This window comes from Sphingomonas phyllosphaerae (assembly GCF_036946485.1).
In the GTDB taxonomy this organism is placed as follows: Bacteria; Pseudomonadota; Alphaproteobacteria; order Sphingomonadales; family Sphingomonadaceae; genus Sphingomonas; species Sphingomonas phyllosphaerae_E.
This window is the reverse complement of record NZ_JAQIJA010000002.1, coordinates 284,656-305,470: the sequence shown is the minus strand read 5'-3', so window position 1 is coordinate 305,470 and position 20,815 is coordinate 284,656. Positions and strand designations below refer to the sequence as shown.

At 66.2% G+C, this 20,815-nt stretch carries 17 protein-coding genes; 10 read left to right on the top strand and 7 right to left on the bottom strand.

What is annotated here, in order from left to right:
- Positions 1-62: 62 nt before the first annotated feature.
- The 3 genes from PGN16_RS06875 to PGN16_RS06865 all read left to right on the top strand — a co-directional run bounded on the left by PGN16_RS06875 (position 63) and on the right by PGN16_RS06865 (position 3,396).
- Positions 63-767 carry a helix-turn-helix domain-containing protein gene (locus tag PGN16_RS06875; RefSeq protein WP_443019593.1) on the top strand — a complete coding sequence of 235 codons (705 nt, stop codon included), beginning with the start codon at positions 63-65 and terminating at the stop codon, positions 765-767.
- The gene (locus tag PGN16_RS06870; RefSeq protein WP_335308667.1) at positions 764-2,059 is read left to right on the top strand and encodes a dipeptidase; all 1,296 of its coding nucleotides are present in this window, start codon (positions 764-766) and stop codon (positions 2,057-2,059) included. Before PGN16_RS06875 ends, PGN16_RS06870 begins: the two co-directional genes overlap by 4 nt.
- A 629-nt stretch (positions 2,060-2,688) precedes the next feature.
- Positions 2,689-3,396 carry a ZIP family metal transporter gene (locus tag PGN16_RS06865; RefSeq protein WP_335308666.1) on the top strand — a complete coding sequence of 236 codons (708 nt, stop codon included), beginning with the start codon at positions 2,689-2,691 and terminating at the stop codon, positions 3,394-3,396.
- Positions 3,397-3,522: 126 nt separating this feature from the next.
- Here the strand turns inward: PGN16_RS06865 and PGN16_RS06860 are convergent, their stop codons facing one another.
- Both PGN16_RS06860 and PGN16_RS06855 read right to left on the bottom strand, forming a co-directional pair.
- Positions 3,523-3,924 (bottom strand): TonB family protein, encoded by a 402-nt coding sequence (locus PGN16_RS06860; protein ID WP_335308665.1) that lies wholly within the window; start codon positions 3,922-3,924, stop codon positions 3,523-3,525.
- Between the two features lie 78 nt (positions 3,925-4,002).
- The gene (locus PGN16_RS06855) at positions 4,003-6,108 is read right to left on the bottom strand and encodes a TonB-dependent siderophore receptor (protein WP_335308664.1); all 2,106 of its coding nucleotides are present in this window, start codon (positions 6,106-6,108) and stop codon (positions 4,003-4,005) included.
- A gap of 158 nt (positions 6,109-6,266) precedes the next feature.
- Between PGN16_RS06855 and PGN16_RS06850 the strand changes: the two genes are divergently transcribed.
- The 3 genes from PGN16_RS06850 to PGN16_RS06840 are packed head-to-tail and all read left to right on the top strand — an operon-like array spanning position 6,267 to position 8,415.
- Positions 6,267-6,548 carry a hypothetical protein gene (locus tag PGN16_RS06850; protein WP_335308663.1) on the top strand — a complete coding sequence of 94 codons (282 nt, stop codon included), beginning with the start codon at positions 6,267-6,269 and terminating at the stop codon, positions 6,546-6,548.
- Complete coding sequence (locus PGN16_RS06845) at positions 6,545-8,137, top strand: PepSY-associated TM helix domain-containing protein (RefSeq protein ID WP_335308662.1); 1,593 nt, start codon at positions 6,545-6,547, stop codon at positions 8,135-8,137. The genes PGN16_RS06850 and PGN16_RS06845 overlap by 4 nt, the downstream gene beginning before the upstream one ends.
- Positions 8,138-8,139: 2 nt before the next feature.
- Complete coding sequence (locus PGN16_RS06840; protein WP_335308661.1) at positions 8,140-8,415, top strand: hypothetical protein; 276 nt, start codon at positions 8,140-8,142, stop codon at positions 8,413-8,415.
- 140 nt (positions 8,416-8,555) lie between these two features.
- Here PGN16_RS06840 and PGN16_RS06835 read toward each other — a convergent pair whose 3' ends face one another.
- Together PGN16_RS06835 and PGN16_RS06830 are read right to left on the bottom strand one after the other, a co-directional pair.
- Positions 8,556-9,371, bottom strand: coding sequence for an alpha/beta hydrolase (locus PGN16_RS06835; protein ID WP_335308660.1), 816 nt, complete (start codon positions 9,369-9,371; stop codon positions 8,556-8,558).
- On the bottom strand, positions 9,368-11,536 hold the full coding sequence (locus tag PGN16_RS06830; protein WP_335308659.1) for a TonB-dependent siderophore receptor: 2,169 nt from the start codon (positions 11,534-11,536) through the stop codon (positions 9,368-9,370). The genes PGN16_RS06835 and PGN16_RS06830 overlap by 4 nt, the downstream gene beginning before the upstream one ends.
- 247 nt (positions 11,537-11,783) lie before the next feature.
- On the opposite strand from PGN16_RS06830, the gene PGN16_RS06825 reads away from it, so the two are divergent.
- On the top strand, positions 11,784-13,424 hold the full coding sequence (locus tag PGN16_RS06825; RefSeq protein WP_335308658.1) for an FAD-dependent oxidoreductase: 1,641 nt from the start codon (positions 11,784-11,786) through the stop codon (positions 13,422-13,424).
- On the opposite strand, the gene PGN16_RS06820 is transcribed toward PGN16_RS06825, so the two are convergent.
- Positions 13,410-14,333, bottom strand: coding sequence for a LysR family transcriptional regulator (locus PGN16_RS06820; protein WP_335308657.1), 924 nt, complete (start codon positions 14,331-14,333; stop codon positions 13,410-13,412). The genes PGN16_RS06825 and PGN16_RS06820 overlap by 15 nt on opposite strands.
- A gap of 104 nt (positions 14,334-14,437) precedes the next feature.
- Between PGN16_RS06820 and PGN16_RS06815 the strand changes: the two genes are divergently transcribed.
- Genes PGN16_RS06815 through PGN16_RS06805 form a run of 3 tightly spaced genes read left to right on the top strand, consistent with a single transcriptional unit; the run spans position 14,438 to position 16,656 of the window.
- Positions 14,438-15,136 (top strand): pirin family protein, encoded by a 699-nt coding sequence (locus tag PGN16_RS06815; protein WP_335308656.1) that lies wholly within the window; start codon positions 14,438-14,440, stop codon positions 15,134-15,136.
- A gap of 49 nt (positions 15,137-15,185) precedes the next feature.
- On the top strand, positions 15,186-16,013 hold the full coding sequence (locus PGN16_RS06810) for an alpha/beta fold hydrolase (protein ID WP_335308655.1): 828 nt from the start codon (positions 15,186-15,188) through the stop codon (positions 16,011-16,013).
- Positions 16,014-16,065: 52 nt separating this feature from the next.
- Entirely contained in the window at positions 16,066-16,656 is a 591-nt protein-coding gene (locus PGN16_RS06805) for an NADPH-dependent FMN reductase (RefSeq protein WP_335308654.1), read from the top strand.
- A gap of 606 nt (positions 16,657-17,262) precedes the next feature.
- On the opposite strand, the gene PGN16_RS06800 is transcribed toward PGN16_RS06805, so the two are convergent.
- Both PGN16_RS06800 and PGN16_RS06795 read right to left on the bottom strand, forming a co-directional pair.
- Positions 17,263-18,804, bottom strand: a complete 1,542-nt coding sequence (locus tag PGN16_RS06800; RefSeq protein ID WP_335308653.1) for a glycoside hydrolase family 27 protein — start codon at positions 18,802-18,804, stop codon at positions 17,263-17,265.
- 5 nt (positions 18,805-18,809) lie between these two features.
- The gene (locus PGN16_RS06795; RefSeq protein WP_335308652.1) at positions 18,810-20,711 is read right to left on the bottom strand and encodes an Svx/AvrXca family virulence/avirulence protein; all 1,902 of its coding nucleotides are present in this window, start codon (positions 20,709-20,711) and stop codon (positions 18,810-18,812) included.
- Positions 20,712-20,815 lie beyond the last annotated feature (104 nt).

The following is a 20,815-nucleotide window of genomic DNA, read 5'->3' as shown; positions in this document are numbered from 1 at the left end:
TCCTCAGGCATCATCCTGATCACGACAAAGATATCCTGTTTAGGCGTATCGTCAATGGCCTCATGGAGGACGCCGCCGTGTCGACATCGCCCCCGACCCTGGGCGCGCTCCTCAAGGCGCTTCGCGCGCGCGAGGGCTGGACGCTCAAGGAGATGAGCGCCAAGTCTGGAATCCCGGTCTCGACCCTGTCCAAGATCGAGCACGACCGGCTGACGCTCACCTATGACAAATTGCAGGCGCTGGCGCGGCGCCTCGGCATGCGCATGACCGACCTGTTCGCCGAAGAGAGTGAGGAGGCGGCGCAGCCCGTGACCGCCCGGCGCAGTCTCGGCGACGTGGCGCATTCGGTTCGGATCGAGACGCCCAATTATGACTATTATTATCTGTGCACCGAGTTGCGGCGGAAGCGCATGATCCCGGTCGTCACCAAGATTCGCGCGCGCTCGGCCGAGCAGTTCGGCGAGCTGGTGCGCCACTCCGGCGAGGAGTTTCTCTATGTGTTGAGCGGGCGGGTCGAGGTGCAGACGGAATTCTACGATCCGGTGACACTCGAGCCAGGGCAGGCAATTTATCTCGATTCGAGCATGGGGCACGCCTATCTCGCCGCAACGGGCTGCGAGGAAGCCGAGGTGCTGGCGGTGATGTCGAGCGCCGAAGAGGAGTTGATGCAATCGCTGCTGCAGCTCCACCATGGCCATGGCGGTGCCGGGGCGGAGAACGAAAACGACCCGCCTGCCACGCCGCGCCGCAGCGGGCGCGCACGATGAGGGCGATGATGCTTGCCGCGGCGGCGCTGATCGTGGCCGCGCCGGCAGCCGCGCAGGACTATGCCGCGCGCGTGGCGCGGGTGCTGAAAGCGACGCCGCTGATCGACGGCCACAACGACTGGCCCGAGGCGCTGCGTGAGCGCGAGGGCGAGAAGCGCTGGACGATGGACCTGCGCGACCTCGGCACGAGCGCCCCTGCCTACAACACCGACATCGCGCGGCTGCGGCGCGGGCTGGTCGGCGGGCAGTTCTGGTCGGTATGGGTGTCCCCCGACCTGCCCGGTGCGCAGCAGGTAGAGCAGACGCTGGAACAGATCGATCTCGTCCGCTCGCTCGCCGACCGCTACCCCGACACGTTCGCGCTGGCGCGCACCGCCGCCGACGTCCGGCGCGCGCATGCGGCGGGGCGGATCGGCTGCCTGATCGGCGTGGAGGGCGGCGGACAGATCGACGGCAGCCTCTCGGTGCTGCGTGCCTATGCCGCCTTGGGCGCAGGCTATCTTACCCTCACCCACTCGCGGACGATCGACTGGGCCGATTCGGCGACCGACGACCCGCGCCACGGCGGCCTGACCGACTTCGGGCGGAAGGTCGTGCTCGAACTGAACCGGCTTGGCATGCTGGTCGACCTGTCACATGTCAGCGAGAAGGTGATGCGCGACGCGCTGGCGGTGACGCGCGCGCCGGTGATCTTCTCGCATTCGGGCGCGCGCGCGCTCAACGACCATCCGCGCAACGTTTCCGACGACGTGCTGCGCCTGGTGGCGCGCAACGGCGGCGTGGTGATGGTGGATTATGCGCCCGGCTATGTCTCCGATGCTTACCGTCGCTGGTCCGCCGACTCGCTGGCCGAAAAAGCGCGGCTCAACTCACCACCGTACAACGGGCTGGACATCGGCCAACCGGACAAAGCAGCGGCGGATTATGCCGCCTGGCTCCGCGCGCACCCGGCCCCGGACGTAACACTCGCCGAGGTGGCAGACCATGTCGTGCATGTCGCCAAGGTCGCGGGCATCGACCATGTCGGGCTCGGCTCGGACTTCGACGGCGTCGGCGAGACGCTGCCAAAGGGATTGAGCGACGTATCGACCTATCCCGCGCTTTTGGCCGAACTCATGCGTCGCGGCTGGTCCGATGCGGACATCGCCAAGCTGGCCGGCGGCAACGTGTTGCGCGTGATGGAGGCAGCCGAGCGGGTTAAGGCACAGTCTGCTTTCAGATCGACATCTGTTTCGAAGAGGCTTGTCCACGAACGTCATCGTGATGTCCGAAGCTTGGCAGCAAGGCACTGAGAAATTTTGATGGCGGCCTGTTGTGCCAGCCGATTTGTCGCGACATGCTAAGTGACTCTCGTCGCGGGTACGCGTCTTGTAAGGCGATTGCTCAACGCGTCGCCGAGCGTCGCAACGAAGCCCTTACCGACTGCAGCGCGGGCGAACCTGTTGAGCCATGCCTACATCTCCGCCAACGAGGGCTGCATCGGCGGCAGCGTCACAGCGCCCGTCAGCGATCAGGCCGTCAACCCTGTTCGGGAGCACGCGTGCAGCCTCTGCCTGGCTATTAGTCGCGGACCTCGTGGTGGCAGCCTGCCGTTCGATTAGCTCCCGCTCCGCTTGCTGACGCTGGACTGCCATGCGGCCCGCCTCTTGCTCGCTGTAAGTGGGGGCGCGACCCAAATTGCAGAGGTAATCCGCAGGCGTGCATTGGGCCGCGAGGGCAACTTGGATAAGCAAGGCGATCATGGCGGTACTGCGATCGTGAAAGTTGGCGGGCGCTGACGGTAGATCGGGGTTGATGCGCCGGATTGTTAGAGGCTCCCGCGAGCGTCGGACCTCCGATCACGTTACCTCAGCCACAAGGGAGATGTACGATGTCAGGAGCTTGGGTCGCGGGGTTCTGGGGGCTTGTCGGAGGATCGGCCTTGATCCTGGGGGCTGCCATCGCCTGGTTTGCGAAACTGCCGCAGCGTCTGATCGCATCTATTATGGCGATTGGTGCGGGCGTCCTGATTTCAGCAGTCGCATTCGACCTGATGGACGAGGCGTTCCATCAAGGCGGCTTCGACTCTACCGCGACTGGGTTCCTCGGCGGCGCGGTTGTTTACACTGCAGCGAATATCATCGTGTCCCGACGCGGCGCCAAGCACCGGAAGCGCTCGGGCTCAAACCCGCACGAGAGCCAACCCGACGCGAAAAGTGACTCCGGCGCCGCCATTGCTATTGGCGCGCTGCTCGACGGCATACCAGAGTCGGTCGTGATCGGCGTCAGCCTGCTCAGCGGCGCTGGCGTCAGCGCGGTGACCGTGGCCGCCGTGTTCCTGTCGAACGTGCCCGAAGGCCTTTCGAGTGCGGCGGGCATGAAAGCCGCAGGACGATCGCCGACCTATGTCTTCGGCGTGTGGGGCGGGATCACTGTCGCGTCTGCCATCGCCGCGATGATCGGCAACGTCGCGCTGGCAGGCAGTAGCCCAGACCTGATCGCGGGCGTCACGGCGGTCGCGGCGGGTGCCATCCTCGCGATGCTGGTCGACACCATGATCCCGGAAGCCACGGAGGCGACGCACGACTATTCGGGTCTGATCGCCGTGGTCGGCTTCCTCATCGCATTCGTTTTGACGAAGAGCGGGTGACCGCGGCGGGGGCTCATCTCTGGAGCAAGATGGCGATACCGTCGGTCAAGAGCCGTTCCCGTGCGGCACGCATTGTATCTTGGCGTCAAGGCAATGTCTGCATTCTGACCGGCGTCTGCGTTTGTGTCATGTCGCTGTTCTGGGAGGAGATGACGGCTCCGGGGTGCCCGGTCCCATCTTGTATTTCACCCGCTCGACGCAACCGCCGTAACCGCTTTGCGAAGCTGGCATTTTGGCTGCGGAGATGATCTGCGTCGCCGCCATACCAAACTCATTGGACGGTTCGGCTGCAAGCACACGCGCATTGCCGACCGCACCCCATGGAGCGACGTCGAAGGCGATCACTGCCCAGCCCTCGATGGCGCGCCGACGCCAATTGTCTGGATACACGAGGGCGGGCCTCGTCTCCCAAGAGAGGTGCTCTGGGCACGTCGAACCCGCTGGGCGAAGGGTATCAAGGTTCACGTCTGCAAGTGGGCTGGCCGACAACCTTTTTGAGAACCCGTCAGACGAGAAGCGCCGCGCCATCATTCGCCGCCCGGCTCCAGGGGCTTCCATCACTGTCCGTCAAACCGGGGTGTGAATGAAACGATCTCAAAACTACCCCTAAAAGCGAAAGCCAAGCGAGATCATCACGTTACGAGGTGCTGCCATGAAGCAGTCACCCCGCGCGAGGCACGAGGCAAACGCCTTTTCGTTCAACAGATTGGTGGCGTTCAGCCCCAAACGCCATTTGTCCCAGGTGATCTCCGCCAGCGCGTCGACCGTCGTGCGTGCGGGCGTGACGATCGTGTACAGCGTTCCGGCGGGTATCGCGGCGTTGAGGCCGTACGGATCCAGCGGCCCGGTCGACTTGCTTTCCCCATTATATACCACGCCCGCTCCGAGCCGCAGGCGCGCTCCGTCCGCCATGCCGAACGTCTTGGCGGACCACACCGACGCCGTATGACGCGGCATATAGTCGAGCGCGGTATTCACCTCCGACTTCAGTTCGGCATAGCCGTAATTGAGCAGCAGCTCGAAATTGCCGGGCAGCGTATGGCTCGCCTCGAACTCGACCCCGCGTGTCGTCAGCTGGCCCGACTGGGTGATGGCATTGTTGGCGAGATAGAGGACGCGGTTGCGTTCCTTGATGTGGAAGCCGGTCACGGTGACCAGCGTCGAGGCGAGCGGCTGCCACTTCACCCCGGCTTCGTATTGCGTACCGGTTTGCGGGGTGAAAGGTGCCCCTTGCACGCCGCCGGGGCCGCTCAGCCGGCCCGCAATCGGCAGGAAGCTCTCGGTATAGCTGAAGAACGGCGAGAAGCCCGCGCCGACCTCCCCGATGATGCCGGCGCGGAAGGTCGTGGCATTGTCCTCCTGCCCCGCCGAATTGGTCACATGGTCGCGCCGCGCACCCACGATCACGGACACCCGGTCGAACAGCCGCACCTGATCCTGAACGTAGACGCCGAGCTGCTTCTGCGAATCGTAGGCGAAGGGGCCGGCGGGATCGTACGTCTGCAGCGCGTCGTAATCGATGTCGTAGAGGTCGACGATCTCGACGTCCGCCGACGTGTCCACCGCGCGCTTGCCGACCTTGTTCCAGCTATAGTCGATCCCGGCCAACAGCGTATGTTCGATCGCCGCGCCGGTGTGGAACGATAGCTGGATGTTGTTGTCGGTCGAGAAGACGTTCATCCGCGCATCGCTGGCGTCGGCGAGCAGCCGGATCGAACGACCGTCGCTGCCGTACACCGCGAAGGGGTTGGTCGGGTTGGTATAGCTGTCCGCGTAATGCGTGAAATATTCCAGATCGCTGTCGATGTAGCGCGCCTTCAGGCTGATGCGCACCGCGTCGGAAAAGCGATGGACCAGCGACCCGCCGCCCTGCAGCGAACGGCCGGCATAACGATCCCACCCCGCCTTGCCGACGAAGGTATAGGGGTCAAGGTGCCCGCCCGGGTTGGCGGGGTTCGGGCGGAACGTGCCGACGATCGGCAGGAACTGCGAGGTCGAGCCGGTGTCGTCCCTCTGGTAGAGGCCGGTCAGGACGATGTCGGTGTTCATCGTCGGCTGCCACCGGATCGATGGCGCGATCATGACGCGATCGTCGGGAACATGATCGACATAGGTGTCCGCATCGCGAGCGCGCCCGACCGCACGGACCGCGAGCCGGTCGGTGACGGCGAGATTGACGTCGCCCAGCACTTCCTTTCGATCGAAGCTGCCATACACCAGGTTCAGTTCGCCGCCCGTCCTGAACTCCGGCGCCTTCGAGACGAGATTGACGAGGCCGCCGATCGACCCCTGGCCGAACAATACCGACGCCGGCCCGCGCACGATCTCCACGCGCGAGAAATTGTACGGGTCCGATGTGATGCTGGCGTAATAGGAAAAGATGTCGCGCATTCCGTCACGGAACTGCAGCGCCTGAATGCCCCGCACGTTGAAGCTGTCGACCCGCGTGTCACGACCATAGGGATTGGCGAGGACGCCGGCGGCGTATTTCACCGTGTCGCTGATGCTGATCGCCCCCTGCGAGAGATAGCGTTCGGCCGGGACGATGGTCAGTGGCTGCGGCAGTTCGGTCAGGGGCGTCTCGGTCTTGGTGCCGGCCGTGGCGCCCGTCACGATGATGTCCTCGCCGTCCTCGGGCGCGGTCGACTGCGCCCACGCCGCCTGGCTCAGCAGCGCGCCTGCCAGGCCCGCCACCATGATCAACTTCGCCATTTCCCGAGCCTTTTTCGTTCGTCTACCCTAATTGGCGGGCTCCTACACTTTTGAGAAGAAGTATCAATAGCATTTTGCTTGCGTTCGTCGGCGCGACTTTTTATTCAGTGCCCATGTCCCAAGTGACGCACACGGCTCCGCCGCCATCCTCGCATCGAATGCTGCGAATCCTGCTGGCGGGGCCGGGGGCGATCGTGGTGACGCTGGCGCTGCTCGCCGGTATGCCGCTGTGGCTGCCCGGCGGGGCCGCCGGGATCGACAATCTCGCCTTTCCACTGGTGCTGGCACCGCTGATCTGGTCGCTGCTGTTCTTTCACGCCTGTCTTGATCGCAGCATCGCGCGGGTGGCGTTCGTCGCCGCGGCGCTGCTGCTGATCCACGGCGGGATGGTCGCCCAGCGGCTCGTGACGGTGCCCGCCGCCGCAAAGGTCGCGCGATGATCCACCTGGAGCGAAACGAGACCAAGGCGATGGTCGCGGTTCATGGCTGGTCCGGCATCCTGCTCGGCCTGCTGCTCTATGCGGTCGTGCTGACGGGCACCGCGGCGGTGTTCGCGCACGAGATCGGCGCATGGTCGGCAGGGCACGTCGCCACCCGCTCGTCGTTTGCGCAGCCGATCGACGCCACGCTCCGCCGCCTTACCGCCGCGACGCCGCCGCGCTATCGCGAGGCGGTCAACCTGTTCGAGATCGGCGATCACGGCTTCGGTGCCTTCTTCCACCGCCACGAGTTGAGCGCCAAGGGGGTGCCGACCGAAAGCGGCATCTATTATCAGGTCGACAATGCCGGCCGCGTGCAGCGCACCGTCGCTGGCAACATCGACGACATCTTCGGCCCCCGCAACGACGATGCGCTCAGCGCCTTTCTGGTCGACACGCACGTCCGCCTGCACGTACCCAATCCCTGGGGGCTGCTGCTGACCGGCATCCTCGGTCTAACGATGCTGGTGGCGGCGATTTCGGGGCTGCTGATCCATCGCCATTTGTTCAAGGACATCTTCACGCTGCGCCGTCGCGCCAATCCGGTGCTGGCCCACCGCGACAGCCACAGCGTCGCCGGCACCTGGAGCCTTCCCTTCGCCTTCGTCCTCGCCTTCACGGGCAGCTTCTTCTCCTTCTACGGTACCGTGGGGGTACCGGTCGTCGCGATGGCCGCATTCGGCGGCGACGTGGAGGCGCTGACCAAGGCGGTGTTCGGCAACCCCGGAACGCCGGATCCGCGCCCTGCCCCGAGCGGCAACATGGATCGCATCACCGCCGACGCGATCCGGCGCACCGGCGAGGTCCCGACGTTTGTGGCGATCGAGAACTTCGGTCGCGCCGACGCGAAGGTGACGAGTTACCACAATCCCAGAGCGGGCGACCTCGCACCCGTGGCGCTGCTCTACAACGGCGCGGACGCAACGTTCATCCGGGCCAAGCCCAACGTCGGGGCGGTTCCCTCCGCCGGCGGGACGCTGGTCGGGCTGATGGGGCCGATCCACTTCGGCAATTTCGCGGGCCTGCTGTCCAAGGCGATCTGGTTCGGGCTGGGCTTCGCCATGTGCTACGTCACCTACACCGGAATGCGCCTCTGGGTGGTCCGGCGGGTGAGCGACGCGCGATCGTTCGTCTGGCTTGAGCGTTCGCTGAGCGTCGTAGCCTTCGGTTTGCCCTTTGCGCTCGTGGTCGCGTCGGCGGCGTTCCTCGTCACCATGCCGCTCGGCGCCGCCGTGTACTGGACAACCACGGCGTTCCTGATCGCCTCATGCGCAGCGATCATCGCGGGCGCGGTCGTCAGCAGCAATGCCCTACTGGTTCGGTTGCTCGTCGGCACGACCGGCGGCGTGATGGTCATGCTGCCGCTCCTCCGCTTGTACGTTGCCGGGGGGCCGGGCTGGAGCGAGGCGATCGCGGTCGGCCAACCGATCATCGCGGTGCTCGACTTCGCCTTCGCAGCGACTGGTCTGTGGCTGCTGCGCAAGTGCGCCACTACTTCGACACGCGCCGCGCGTGGGACGCCTGCGTTCCTCAAGCCAGCGAAAGCCTGACGATGGTTGCGCTGACCGTTCTTGCGCTTGCGTTTTCGGGCATCGCCATCCTCGGATTGTGCATCGGCGATCCGAAGCGGCGGCGTGCGGCGGGCGCAACGCCCGGAACCTTGGCAGGCGCCCGCACCCTCCTTACCGTCGCGGCGTGCATACCTGGTGTGATATGCCTGTTTCTTGGAGAAGCCGCGGCGTTCATGCTGTGGTTCGGCGGCTCTGCACTCGGCGGTTGGTCTGTGGCATCTTACTTCGCCAGTCGCAGTTCGAGGCAGACCGACTAGCTGCACCATGTGTAGCCGCCGCCCAATCGCGGTGAGCGCCAGCACGTCCGGGCGTGCCGTCTCCGACAGCGCTTCTGCGACGCTCGGCACCTGACATGCAGTCAGGCCGGGCAGCGCCATGGCCGCGGCCCGGTCCGCGACTACCGGTCGACCTGCCCGAACGCGAAGGTGATCGTCGGAACGGTTGCGGCAAGCATGGTCGTGCCATGCGATTGACCCGGCAGCGGGAGGAAGCGGGTCCGCTGCCTCGACCGGGAAAGCGTCGAACCGTTCTCCAGGGCCGCCCCCTCGCCTTCCGAGATCAGGATGCGTGGACCGATCGGCGCCCGTCTCACTTCGCGTTCGACAAGGCCGTCTCCGAACCAGAGCGACGGGCTGACCGCCACCACGCCGTCGAACAGCGCCGGGCGCGTCGCGGCGGCATGGAGCGCCAGCAATCCGCCGAAGCTATGCCCGACCAGCGTCTCGCGCGTGCGATCGATCGGCCAGCGCCCGTCGTGGACCAGCGGCATCACCTGTCGCTCGACGGAGTCCAGGAACGCCTCCGCCCCGCCCGTGGCCAGCCCGTGCGCGGGTCGGCCCCGGGGAATGACCCAGTCGGGCGTCGCCGGCGTATAGTCACGCACGCGGCGCGGCAGCGGACCGGCTGCGATCCCGACGACGATCCCGGCCGCCACCCCGCTGCGCGCGCCGGCGCGCGCCAGCCGACGCGCGGTCAGTGCGGTGATCGCGAAATTGTCCTCGCCGTCGAGGACGTAAAGCACGGGCCACCCGGCCGCCGGCGGCTCGCCCTCTGGCCACGCGATCATGACCTCATAGGAGCCGCCCGGCCCTTCGACCCCGGCAACCATGCTGCGAGGCAGTTCATACGGCCGCGCCTCGGGTGGCGCCATGGCCAGCAACGGCGCGGACAGCACCGCCGATAGCAGCGCCGGCAGCCGCAACGCCGCCCTCACCACCGGAATTGCAGCCGGGCGGTCACCGTCCGGCCCGATCCATAATAGCACGACTGCGGACCGCCGCAGAGCGACAGGTAGGTCTTGTTTGTCAGGTTCCGCGCATTGATCGACAGCGATGCGCCACGCCCGCGCGCAATCGCGCCGCCCAGGTCGTAGCGGAGAAAGGCGTCGAACAATGTATAATTGGGTATGCGGATCGTGTTGGCCGCATCGCCGAAGATCGCACCGGTATATCGAACGCCGCCGCCAAAGCCGAGGCCGGGCAGCACGTCGTCCGGCAGGCGATAATCGACGAACGCGGACACAAGCCAATCGGGCACCTGCGGGAAATCCTTGCCGAGCTGCGCGGCGACCGTCGTCTTCGTCACCTCCGACCAATTGCGGGTCGCGCTGCCGATCAGCGTGGCGCCGAACGACGTTTGCGCGCGGGCCTCGAACTCCACACCGCGTATCCGCGCCTCGCCGGTCTGGGTCAGGCATCCGGTAAGCGCCACGCAACTATTGTTGGGCGCGGCGGTCGCGATATTCTGCTGCGTGATCTGGTAGCCGCCCAGCGTCAGATAGGCCTTGCCCCCATGCGGTTCGTAGCGAAGGCCGGCCTCCCACTGATTGCCGGTCGTCGGGGAGAACGGCTGCCCGGTGACGTTGGTGGCGGAATCGCCGCCCTGCGGCGCGAACGACTCCGCATAGCTGACGTACGGAGCGATGCCATTGTCGAACAGATAGATCAGCCCGGCTCGCCCGGTGAGCGCATCGGCGCTGGTGCGCTGATAGGTGACCGCGGCGGGATTGGTGAAGTTGCGCAGCGTATCGGCGGACCAATCCTGTCGTAACGCCAATGACACCCGCAGCCCGCCCCAGGCGATCTGGTCCTGCACGTAGACGCCGAGCTGGTTGCTCCTTGTGCCCAGATAGCCCTGCGGCGCCAGGCTGGAGGCGTAATAGGCCGATCCACGATAGACGGGCTCGAATTGATCGATCAGCGGCTCGACCTGCCCGCGCAGTGCGGCGGGCAGCCCGGAGGGCGTCACCAGATCGCGGCGATGCTCCCAGTCGCTATAGAAATAGTCGACGCCTCCCAACAGGCTGTGGCGCAAGGGTCCTGTCGAGAAGTCGGCGGCAAGTTGTTGATCGAGCGCGAGTCCGTCACTGAAACCTTCGGCCTGGATGGCGCGGCGCGGCAAGGTGTGGCCCGGAAGGCAGCCCGCGTACCAGCTCGGCCGGGCGGCGGCATAGCCCGCGCATTGTGCCGCCGTGACGGCGTCGCCCGCAAGGATGTTCACGCGATAGAGCGTATCGATATGCGTGTACCGGACGTTGCTGCGGAAGCTGATGCCGGAAGCGAGCTGTGCACGAAGGAACGAGCCGATCAGGAATTGGTCGCGGTCGAACGTGTTCCAGTCCGGCTCGCCGATATAGTCGTCCAGCGCCAGCCGCTTGCCGTTCACCGGGTCCAAAGTGCCGGTGCGCGGCAGGAACTGGTAGGTCGAACCGCCACGATCACGCTGATACTGGCCCAGCAACGTCCATGACAGCGCCTCGCTGGGCTGGAAGGTGATCGAGGGCGAGACGTAATAGCGCTCGTTGCTGGTTTCCTGAATCTGCGTCTGTCCGCCGCGCGCCAGACCGACGATCCGCCCGGCCAGCGTGCCCGCGCCATTCAATGGCCCCGACAGGTCGGCGCCCCCGGTGAACTGCCAGCGATCCAGATCGGTGTAGCCGGCGCCCTGCAGCAACACCTCGCCATGCGAGGCGAAGGTGGGGCGCTTCGACACCATGTTGATGATGCCTCCCGGTGCACTTTGACCGTACAGCACGCCCGAAGGTCCCTTCAGCACTTCGACCTGCTGGAGAGCGAACGGATCGAACTGTGTGCGCGTGAACTGTCCGCCCGATGGCAGCCGAAGACCGTCGACGAAGTTATTGTTCGACGAAAAGCCGCCAGCAGAGAAGCCGCGCACGGTGATCTCGTCGGTGCGGCTGTCGATGCCCGTCGCCTCGCCCCTCACGCCGGCGGTATAGGCCAGCGCATCGCTGATCGTGCTCACGGCGCGAAGATCCATCTCTTCGCGACTGACGATCGAGATCGTCTGCGGCGACTCGATCAACGGGGTTTCGGCCTTGGACGCGCTGGTCGCCTTGCTCTGCCCGGTCGCGATCACGACGACTTCAGCGGGATCGGAAGCGGGCGCCGTTGTGGTTTGGGCAGCGGCGACAGCCGGACAGGCACAGCCGATTAGCAGGGCGGCACGATGAAGATGAGTCAGCACGATATCTCCCTTTTCACGTCCTTGCTAATGCAACGTGGTCGCATTAGCAAGGACGCCATCAGACACGAACGACGATCCGGCCGGGTTGCGAGAGCGCGATGGTCGGGATAGCGGTTGGTACGGAAAGGGGACCGACTGCATGGAGACGATCGGGCGCGATCTCAAAGAGATGCAGCGCATTCCACTGGCGCCGAGCCATGTCGACGCGCTGCGGGCGGCCGGCATCCACCGCCGCTACGAAGCCGGTGAGTGGCTCGCCGAAGTGGGTGCTCCCGCCGACCGCTTCGTCTATGTCGAAACCGGCGAGGTCGAGGTCGTCAATCCCTTCTCCGGCGAGCGGCTGGTGCCCTCGACGCTCGGCCCCACCCAATTCATGGGGGAAGTCTCGCTGCTCTCGGGCGGCAACTGGTCGATGCCGATGCGCGCGGTACGCGACACGCAGGTGATCGAAGTGCCGCGCGCGCGGATGCTGCAATTGATGTCGGCGATCCCCGAAATGTCGGACATCGTCATCACCGTACTCGCTGCCCGGCGGCGTCGCCAGCTCGAGAGCAGCGACGCGATGCTGGTGCTCGTCGGGGAGGAGAACGATCGATCGGTGCGGCAGATCGCGGAATTCGCCGCGCGCAATCGCCTCCCCTATCGCTCGCATCCGATCGGCAGCGCAGCCGCAGCCGAGGTGTCGAGCAGTTGCGGCACGCCCGATAATGCACCCGTCGTGGTGTTCGGCCGCGATCTGGTCGTCACCGACCCGACGCCGGAAAAGGTGGCGCGCCTGCTCGGGCTCGATCAGGATCTGGCCGACGATGCCGCGTTCGACGTCCTGATCGTCGGCGCCGGACCGGCCGGGGTCGCGGCCGGCGTCTATGCCGGCGCGGAAGGGCTGAGCGCGCTGGTCGTCGACGAAACCGCGATCGGCGGACAGGCGGGTACGTCGAGCCGGATCGAAAACTACATGGGCTTTCCCACCGGCATCTCGGGTGGCGATCTGGTCTGGCGCGGCGAAATCCAAGCAATGAAGTTCGGTACCCGCTTCGTCATGCCGCGGCGTGTCGCGTCGCTGGAGCGCTGCGACGATGGTGGCTTCTGCGCGACCTTCGCCAACAACCAGCGCGTCCGCGCCGCTACGGTGGTCGTGGCCACTGGTGTCCAGTACCGCCGTTTGCCGATCGCGCGGCTGGCGGAGTTCGAAGGCGCAGGCATCTATTACGCCGCGACCGAAAGCGAGGCGCGCTTCTGCCGCGACGGTGAGGTCGTGGTGATCGGCGGCGGCAATTCGGCCGGACAGGCGGCGATGTACCTCAGCCGCGTCGCGCGCCACGTCCGGCTGCTCGTGCGCGGCGCGACGCTGGCGACATCGATGTCGCATTATCTCTCCAGCCGGCTGGAAGCCGATCCTGCGGTCACGATCGAATATGGAGCGGAGGTGGCGGCGCTGCATGGCGATGCCGCGCTTCGGGCCGTCACGATCCGCGATGCCGCGGGGGATCGGACGATCCCCAGTTGCGCCATGTTCGTGATGGTCGGTGCGGTGCCGCATACGGCGTGGCTGGCCGACTTGGTCACGCTTGACGACAAGGGCTTCATCCTGACCGGTGCCGCGGTCGACGCCGACTCTCCCTACGCTACGTCGTGCCCGGGGATCTTTGCGGTTGGCGACGTCCGCGCAGGCTCGACGAAGCGCGTTGCCTCGTCGGTCGGCGAAGGTTCGGTCGTTATCTCGAAGGTTTGGGAGGCGGTCAGGCGTCAGGCCGAAGCGCGGCGATCAGCCGGAGGGTAGCGCCCAGGGTGCCTTCGCCAGCGCATGGGAGAGGTGGTCGATCACCACCTGCACGCGCAGCGGCCGCAGGGTGGAAGGCGGCATCACCAGATGCAGTCCCAGTACCGGAGCGGCCCATTCCGGCATCCCCACCTCCAGCATACCGTCGCGCAACTCGCGCCACACCAGAAACTCCGGCTGCAACGCGATGCCTTGCCCGGCCAGTAGCGCCGGGGTCAGCACGTCGGCATTGTCCGCCCACACGCTGACCGGAGGCGCGATCGTCTCCTCGCCGAACTGCGGATGCGTCAGCCGCCACACGCCCGGATTGGCCGCCCCGCTATAGGCGAGCGCGCGATGCCGGGCGAGTTCCGCCGGGTGCGTCGGGCGCCCCGCCCGGTCCCAATAGCCCGGCGCCGCGACCAGCAGCAGCCGCACCGTGCACAGCCGCCGCGCGATCAGCGAACTGTCCTCCAGCCGCGCAATGCGCAGCGCGAGATCGAACCCGCCCGCGACCAGATCGACGTGCCGATCGCTCAACGCGAGGTCGAGCGTCACTTCCGGATAAGCATCCATGAACGCCGGCAGGATCGCGGCCATATAGCCGATCCCGAACGACACCGGCGCGCTGATCCGTACACGCCCGCGCGGCACCGCCGATTGCTCCTTCGCCTCATCCTCCGCCGCCTCGCCTTCGCGTAGCAGCCGCGCCGCGCGCGGCAGCACCGCGCGGCCGCCTTCGGTCAGCGCCAGCCGACGCGACGTCCGGTTGAGCAACGTCACCCCCATCCGCGCTTCCAGACGCGCGATCGCCTTGGAGACGGTTGGATTGGCGAGCCCCAGCTCCTGCGCGGCGCGCGCGAACGAGCCGGTTTCGGCGACCTTGGCAAAGATCGCCCATGCTTCGAGATCGGGAAGTCGACGTGTCATTTTCGGCATCGATGGAATGCCATACTTGCCATTTCGTCAAGCGGCTTCGTGCACCATCTTGCCTTCAACGACGCAGATGCCATTGTCCTAAAAGGAGTTTCGAGATGATCGATCGCCGTCCCTTCGCCAAACTCGGCGGTGCCAATCACGGCTGGCTGGATGCCAAGCATCACTTTTCCTTCGCCAGCTATTACGATCCGAACAACATGGGTTGGGGCCCGATCCGGGTGTGGAACGACGATACGATCGCCGCCGGCACCGGCTTCCCCCCGCATCCGCATGCCGACATGGAGATCATCACCTATGTCCGCGACGGCGCGATCACGCATCAGGACAGCCTCGGCAACACCGGGCGCACCGAGGCCGGTGACGTGCAGGTGATGAGCGCCGGATCGGGCGTGCGGCACTCCGAATACAATCGCGAAACGCAGACCACGCGGATATTCCAGATCTGGATCGAGCCGAAGGTGCGCGGCGGCGCGCCGCATTGGGGCGCAAAGCCCTTCCCGAAGGACGATCGCGCCGGACAATTCGTGGTGCTCGCTTCGGGGCTGGATGGCGACGGGGATGCGTTGCCGATCCGCACCGACGCGCGGGTGCTGGGCGCGACGATCAAGGCGGGCGAGACTGCCGAATACCGTCTCGGCGCCGGCCACCACGCTTATCTGGTGCCCGCCACCGGCGCGATCGACGTCAACGGCATCCGCATCGAGGCGCGCGACGGCGCCGCGATCGTCGACGAGGCGGTGCTGACCGTCACCGCGATCGACGATGCCGAGATCGTGCTCGTCGACGCCGCCTGACCCTTCTCAACTTTCTGTGTGCGTAGCCATCGAACCACGGAGACCGACCATGCCCTTCATCACCACCGCCGACGGCACCGAGATCTTCTACAAGGACTGGGGTCCGCGCGACGCTCAGGTCATCCACTTCCATCACGGCTGGCCGCTCAGCGCAGACGACTGGGATGCGCAGATGATGTTCTTCCTCGACAAGGGCTATCGCGTGGTGGCGCACGACCGGCGCGGACATGGTCGCTCGTCGCAGTCGGCGACCGGGCACGACATGGACAGCTATGTCGCCGACGTGATCGCGCTGACCGATGCGCTCGATCATCGCGACGCGATCCATGTCGGTCACTCCACCGGCGGCGGCGAGGTCGCCCGTTATGTCGGAGGCGCCGCGCCTGGGCGCGTCGCCAAGGCGGTGCTGGTCAGCGCGGTCGCGCCGATCATGGTCCGCACCGACTCCAACCCCGACGGCGTGCCGATCGAGGTGTTCGACGACGTCCGCCATCAGACCGCGACCAACCGCGCGCAATTCTTCTACGACTTCACCCTCCCCTTCTTCGGCTACAGCCGCGACGGCGCCGAGGTGAAGGAAGGCGTGCGCCGCAACTGGTGGCGACAGGGGATGCAGGGCAGCGTGCTCGCGCACACGCTGGGCATCAAGGCGTTCTCGGAGACCGACTTCACCGACGATCTGAAGGCAATTACCGTCCCGACTTTGGTCATGCACGGTGAGGACGATCAGGTCGTGCCGTTCGCGACGACCGGCAAGCTGTCCGCCGACATCGTCGCAGGCGCGGTGCTGAAATCCTACCCCGGCTATCCGCACGGGATGCCGACCACGAACGCCGATCAGATCAACGCCGATCTGCTCGCCTTCATTCAGGGTTGAGCGACGATCCGGGCGGGCCGATGGTCCGCCCGTTTCTACAGGGAAGTGGGCGATGGCCGACCGTATTTTGATCCTTTATGGCTCCTACCGCTCGGACCGGCAGGGCATCCGTCTCGCCGACTATCTGGTGCGGGCGTTCGCGGAGCGCGGCGCGGCGCCCGAACTGATCGACGCGAAGGCGATCGGGCTGCCGATGCTGGACCGCATGTACAAGGAATATCCGGCGGGGACGGCACCGGCCGCGCTGGAGGCGCTTGCGGGCAAGATCCGCGCCGCCGATGCCTTCGTCTTCGTCACCGGTGAATATAATTGGGGCCAGCAGCCCGGCCTCAAGAACCTGACCGATCACCTTTTGGAGGAATGGTTCTGGCGACCCGCGGCGATCGCCAGCTATTCGGCCGGTCGGCTTGCGGGCGCGCACGCCAGCGTCGCGTGGCACGGCACGCTGACCGAAATGGGGATGGTCGTGGTCTCCAGCACGCTGACCGTCGGCAGCATCGGCCACACACTCGACGCGGACGGCGATCCGATCGGGGACGGTGGTGCGTCGCTGACGCGCAGCTTCCCGCGCTTCGCCGACAACCTCGCCTGGTGGACCGAGGCCGCGCGGGCGCAGCGCGCACGCGTAACGCCGCCTTATTGAAGAGGCGTCCCCGATAGCCGCAGCACCTTCAGTTCAACACGGGGCTATGCAGGACTATTTCTCCGCAGCGTAAGATTAGCGAACCGCTAAATACGCGAAGTCTTGTAGCCCTAAGGATTGCCGCGCCAACACGGATAGATGATCCCCAAGAGTGGCCGAGGCCTCCTCGATCCGAACTTCTATCCCGCCGCAGCGTCGGAACGCGCACCCAGTTTCGCGCGGGCCACCTTGCCGATGCGTCGCAGGTGCTGAAAGTGATGATGAGTCGTCACCGTTGAGCGGGTACGGGAGCGGCTGGTGAGGTCGGCGTTCCGCCACCTCGGGCGAAGAGATGCGGACCGCTCTTGTCGTAACGGCGTTGGCTCGCCTGGACACAACAAAACCCGCGAAGTCTTGCGACTTGGCGGGCTTTTTGTTGGTTGCGGGGACGTGCCGCCACTTTGATTTGCTTAGCCGATGGCGGTGCTGATTAACGCTTTTATGTTTTGTCAGGCGACCCTACCATGATGGACTCGTTGCATGGAACGACCCATTTACAGTGCACATTGCTTTAGCACCTCAGCAACGCTGCAACCCGGCTCCAGATTATCACTGATGACGTCGGGCTTAGCGAGCACCCGTGGCGCGCATGAAGACGGCGCCGTGCGGCGGGACATCGAACGTGAGCGCAGACGGCTCGACGTCAACATGGCGCCATATATCACGGAGCGTCCCTATTCGCTGCAAACCGGTATCCGCCGGTGTCAGCGCCATGGTTACCAACCGCTCGCCCCGATTGAACAGCGCGATTGCGGCCCCGCCATCGGCAAGCCGCTTCAACCAGACTTCCTGCTGCCCTGAAACACGCACTGCCTTGCCCTGCATGCCGGCAGGATCCTGATCGATCGCGATTGCCTCGCGGTTCACAAGCAGCGCACGTGCCGCAGGGCTCGTTTCGCGCAGGTCGTGCCCCATCATCAGCGGTGCTGCCGACATGGCCCACAGCGTCATATGGGTGCGATATTCGTCCTCGCTCATCCCGCCGTTGCCGATCTCCAGCATGTCTGGATCGTTCCAGCCGCCCGGACCGGCATAGCCGAAGCGCGGATTGCGCTCGAAGCCGATCTCGCTCATCTTCGCATAATCGTCGGTAATATCGCCGGTCGTGCGCCACAGATGCCCGCCGACGGATCGGCCCCACGCCGCGACATCGAACCGCCCGTACTCGCACAGCGAGTAGACGATCGGACGGCCGGTCGCCTTCAGCGCCGCTCCCATCTGATGGTAGGCACGCCGCACCGTGTCGGCTTCGGCATACTGCCACTCGCCCGAACAGAGATCGTACTTCAGATAGTCGACGCCCCAGCGCGCGAAGGTACGCGCATCCTGTTCAACGTGGCCGTAGCTGCCCTCGTAGCCGGCGCAGGTTCTTAAACCCGGCGAACTGTAGATGCCCAGCTTCAGCCCGCGCGCATGGACGTAATCGGCCAACGCCTTCATGTCCGGGAACTTGGCGTTCGGGCGCAGTTCGCCGTCACTGCCCCGATCTCCCTGCCAGCCGTCATCGATGTTGACGTAACGGTAGCCGGCGTCGCGCAGCCCGCTCGAGACCAGCGCGTCGGCCATCGCGCGGATCGTTCGATCGTCAATCTTGTCGGCGAACCTGTTCCAGCTGCTCCACCCCATCGGCGGCGTCGCCGCCAGTCCGTCGGGTGCGACCGTGCCGAGCGGCGGCAGCGGCACCTCGCGGTGCGCCAGTGCGGCCGCCTGCGCGGCGGTCGCCCGTCGTCCGGTCTGGCGAACGTCCTGGTCCCAGATCCCACCCGCCAGAACGATGCCTGCGGGCGTGACTGTCGCAGACCAGCGTCGGACGGGAACGCCCGGCGTGTTGATGTTGCGGATGTCGAAGCTGATCGTCCCGCCGGATCGCACGATGCGGCTCATCGGCATCGTGCCGTACCAGTCGGAGGTCAGCTGCCCGCGCCAACCGGTCCGGGTGCGGGCCAGCTCGAGCAGCCGCACGCCGGGACGCGGCTCCCGATGGTCAAAGGCGACTCGGAGCGTGCCGCCCTCCGCGACCGGGAGGATCGGTGACGTCCGCGCCTCGACCTCCAGTGGTCCAAGGCCGATCATTGCTAGGACGAGCGCAGCGGTGAAGCGATGGTTCATGCTCATCACTCCGGCCAGCGGTAAGCGGGAGGAGCGGTAACCTCGGGAACGGGCGCGCGCAGGTCGGCGCCGTGCTTCGGATCGGCCACAACGCCGGGATCGACGAAGCCATAGAAGACCCCGCGCGCCGCCGATGCGCCGCGCTGCTCGACGTCACCGATGTTCTGCGCCGTTCCCGAGAGGACGATGCCGCGCTCGAAGTCGCCGAGCGCCTGGAAGGTCGTGGCGACGCGCGCGTCGTCCCGGACGACCGTGTCGGCGCGGATCACCGACAGGGCGCCGACGCGGGCGTTGCCGAGCAACTGCCCGCCGTCGAGCACCGCATGATCCTCCAGCCGTGCCGCTCCGCGCATCGTGCCGGCAAGGACGCGCGCGTACGGACCGACGTAGGCGCCCGCCTCCACCGTCGCGCCCTCGGCCACCCAACCGCCACCGTTCGGATGTCGCCGCCCGCCCGCGCTGGGTGGGGGAGCGTCCGGCTGGTAGCGTTCGGGCATCGCTCCGCTGAACTGCGCCATCCATGGATAGCGGTAGATCGAGTAATAGGGCTGGTCCCAGCGGATGTGTTGAAAGGCCTCGGGCGCGCCGGCCACGATCATGTAAAGCGCCGCGTCGCCCGGCTGGAGCGCGAGCGTCGCGGTCGATCGCGCGCCGCGGCCCAGCACCGAATAGCGGCTGCGCCCATCGGCGCCCACCGCGACCAGCCCCCAGCGCCAGCCGCTCGACGGCGCGGGAACGGCGCCCGGTTCGTCCGCCAGTCCGGGCAGCGTCGTGGTGGCGGCCGCCGACTGCACGACGCCGCGGAAGTCGACGGTGACGCTGGCCGCACCGGCATCGGGATGCAGGCGGACGATGTTGTAGCCCCAGCGCTGCGGCGCCCAGGCGGCGGGCACCGCGAAGCGGCGGCGCGCTACATCGACCGGATCCAGCACCGTGCTGCGCAGCAGGCGGTCTCCGGTCTGCTGCGTGTAATCGCCATACGCACGGCGGTAGACAGCCCCCTGATCACTGCCGTCGGGATTGGTGTAGTCCCAGTTGGCGTTATGCATCGCCCACTCGCCGAAGGCATCGTTGAGCTGCGTCAACGTCCAGCCCTGGTTGCGCATCAGCACCTCGACCGGATCGGCGGTCGCCGCAGCGGGATCCCCCTTGCGCGGCGAGCGCGCCCAAAGGTCGTTCACCGCCTGGTAGCCGTAGCGATCCTTGATGAACTCGAGGAACTGCCAGTTGCAGTAACGGACGCGCGTCGACCCGTAGTAGAGATGCGGGAAGTTGACCGACAGCACCGAGCAGTGCGTCTCGCCGCGGAATTCCGGCAGCTGGTGCGTCATCCAGTTGGCGTGGCTCTCGAACAGCCATCCCGAGAAGGGCGAGTCCTGGAGCCCTCCCGAGCCGACCTGCAGGGCGTGCGTCAGCTCGTGCGCGAGCCCGAAGCGATCGCGGATGCCGCCCGGCCCGATCCACATGCCGAGCTGCCCGATCCCGTCGGCACCACCGGTCAGCCCGTAGTCGGCACCGATGAACACGTTGACCTTTCGCTTGGCCGCGATGCCGCAGTCAGGCTCGGGGAAGCCGATCCGACCGACGAACTGCTGCCAGACGTATTCGAGATGCCTTCCCGCCGCCTCGGCGTCCGCCTGCGAGACAAGGTCACCGATCCAGTGGAACGCGACGTGCTCGGTCTCGTAGCGCAACGGCATCGATGCATTCGCGCGGTCCTTCGGATCAGTCGCGACCGCGCGCCACGTACCGCTTAGGCAGGGCGTCGCACCGCCCCCGGCACCTGAGTTCGGAGATGGTGACGTGGCGATCGGCGGCGACCCGCCCGCAGGCGCGGAACCTCCGGTTGCCGCGCCCCCCTCGCCGCAGCCGAGCAGAACCAAGGTGGCCGTCAAGCATCCGAACATGCGCCGGATTGGACCGCGACGTCGCGTCATGAACTCTCTCCTACGCAACGCTAGATTGCATCAATCTGCATATCGTATACTTATTGTATGTCCGAGTAATACGG

Coding starts and splice junctions, on each gene's coding strand:
- PGN16_RS06815 (WP_335308656.1), top strand. CDS start 14,438: ATGATCGATCGCCGTCCCTTCGCCAAACTCGGCGGTGCCAATCACGGC.
- PGN16_RS06840 (WP_335308661.1), top strand. CDS start 8,140: ATGGTTGCGCTGACCGTTCTTGCGCTTGCGTTTTCGGGCATCGCCATC.
- PGN16_RS06875 (WP_443019593.1), top strand. CDS start 63: ATGGAGGACGCCGCCGTGTCGACATCGCCCCCGACCCTGGGCGCGCTC.
- PGN16_RS06870 (WP_335308667.1), top strand. CDS start 764: ATGAGGGCGATGATGCTTGCCGCGGCGGCGCTGATCGTGGCCGCGCCG.
- PGN16_RS06860 (WP_335308665.1), bottom strand. CDS start 3,924: ATGGCGCGGCGCTTCTCGTCTGACGGGTTCTCAAAAAGGTTGTCGGCC.
- PGN16_RS06855 (WP_335308664.1), bottom strand. CDS start 6,108: ATGGCGAAGTTGATCATGGTGGCGGGCCTGGCAGGCGCGCTGCTGAGC.
- PGN16_RS06850 (WP_335308663.1), top strand. CDS start 6,267: ATGCTGCGAATCCTGCTGGCGGGGCCGGGGGCGATCGTGGTGACGCTG.
- PGN16_RS06795 (WP_335308652.1), bottom strand. CDS start 20,711: ATGTTCGGATGCTTGACGGCCACCTTGGTTCTGCTCGGCTGCGGCGAG.
- PGN16_RS06825 (WP_335308658.1), top strand. CDS start 11,784: ATGGAGACGATCGGGCGCGATCTCAAAGAGATGCAGCGCATTCCACTG.
- PGN16_RS06810 (WP_335308655.1), top strand. CDS start 15,186: ATGCCCTTCATCACCACCGCCGACGGCACCGAGATCTTCTACAAGGAC.
- PGN16_RS06820 (WP_335308657.1), bottom strand. CDS start 14,333: ATGACACGTCGACTTCCCGATCTCGAAGCATGGGCGATCTTTGCCAAG.
- PGN16_RS06805 (WP_335308654.1), top strand. CDS start 16,066: ATGGCCGACCGTATTTTGATCCTTTATGGCTCCTACCGCTCGGACCGG.
- PGN16_RS06800 (WP_335308653.1), bottom strand. CDS start 18,804: ATGAACCATCGCTTCACCGCTGCGCTCGTCCTAGCAATGATCGGCCTT.
- PGN16_RS06845 (WP_335308662.1), top strand. CDS start 6,545: ATGATCCACCTGGAGCGAAACGAGACCAAGGCGATGGTCGCGGTTCAT.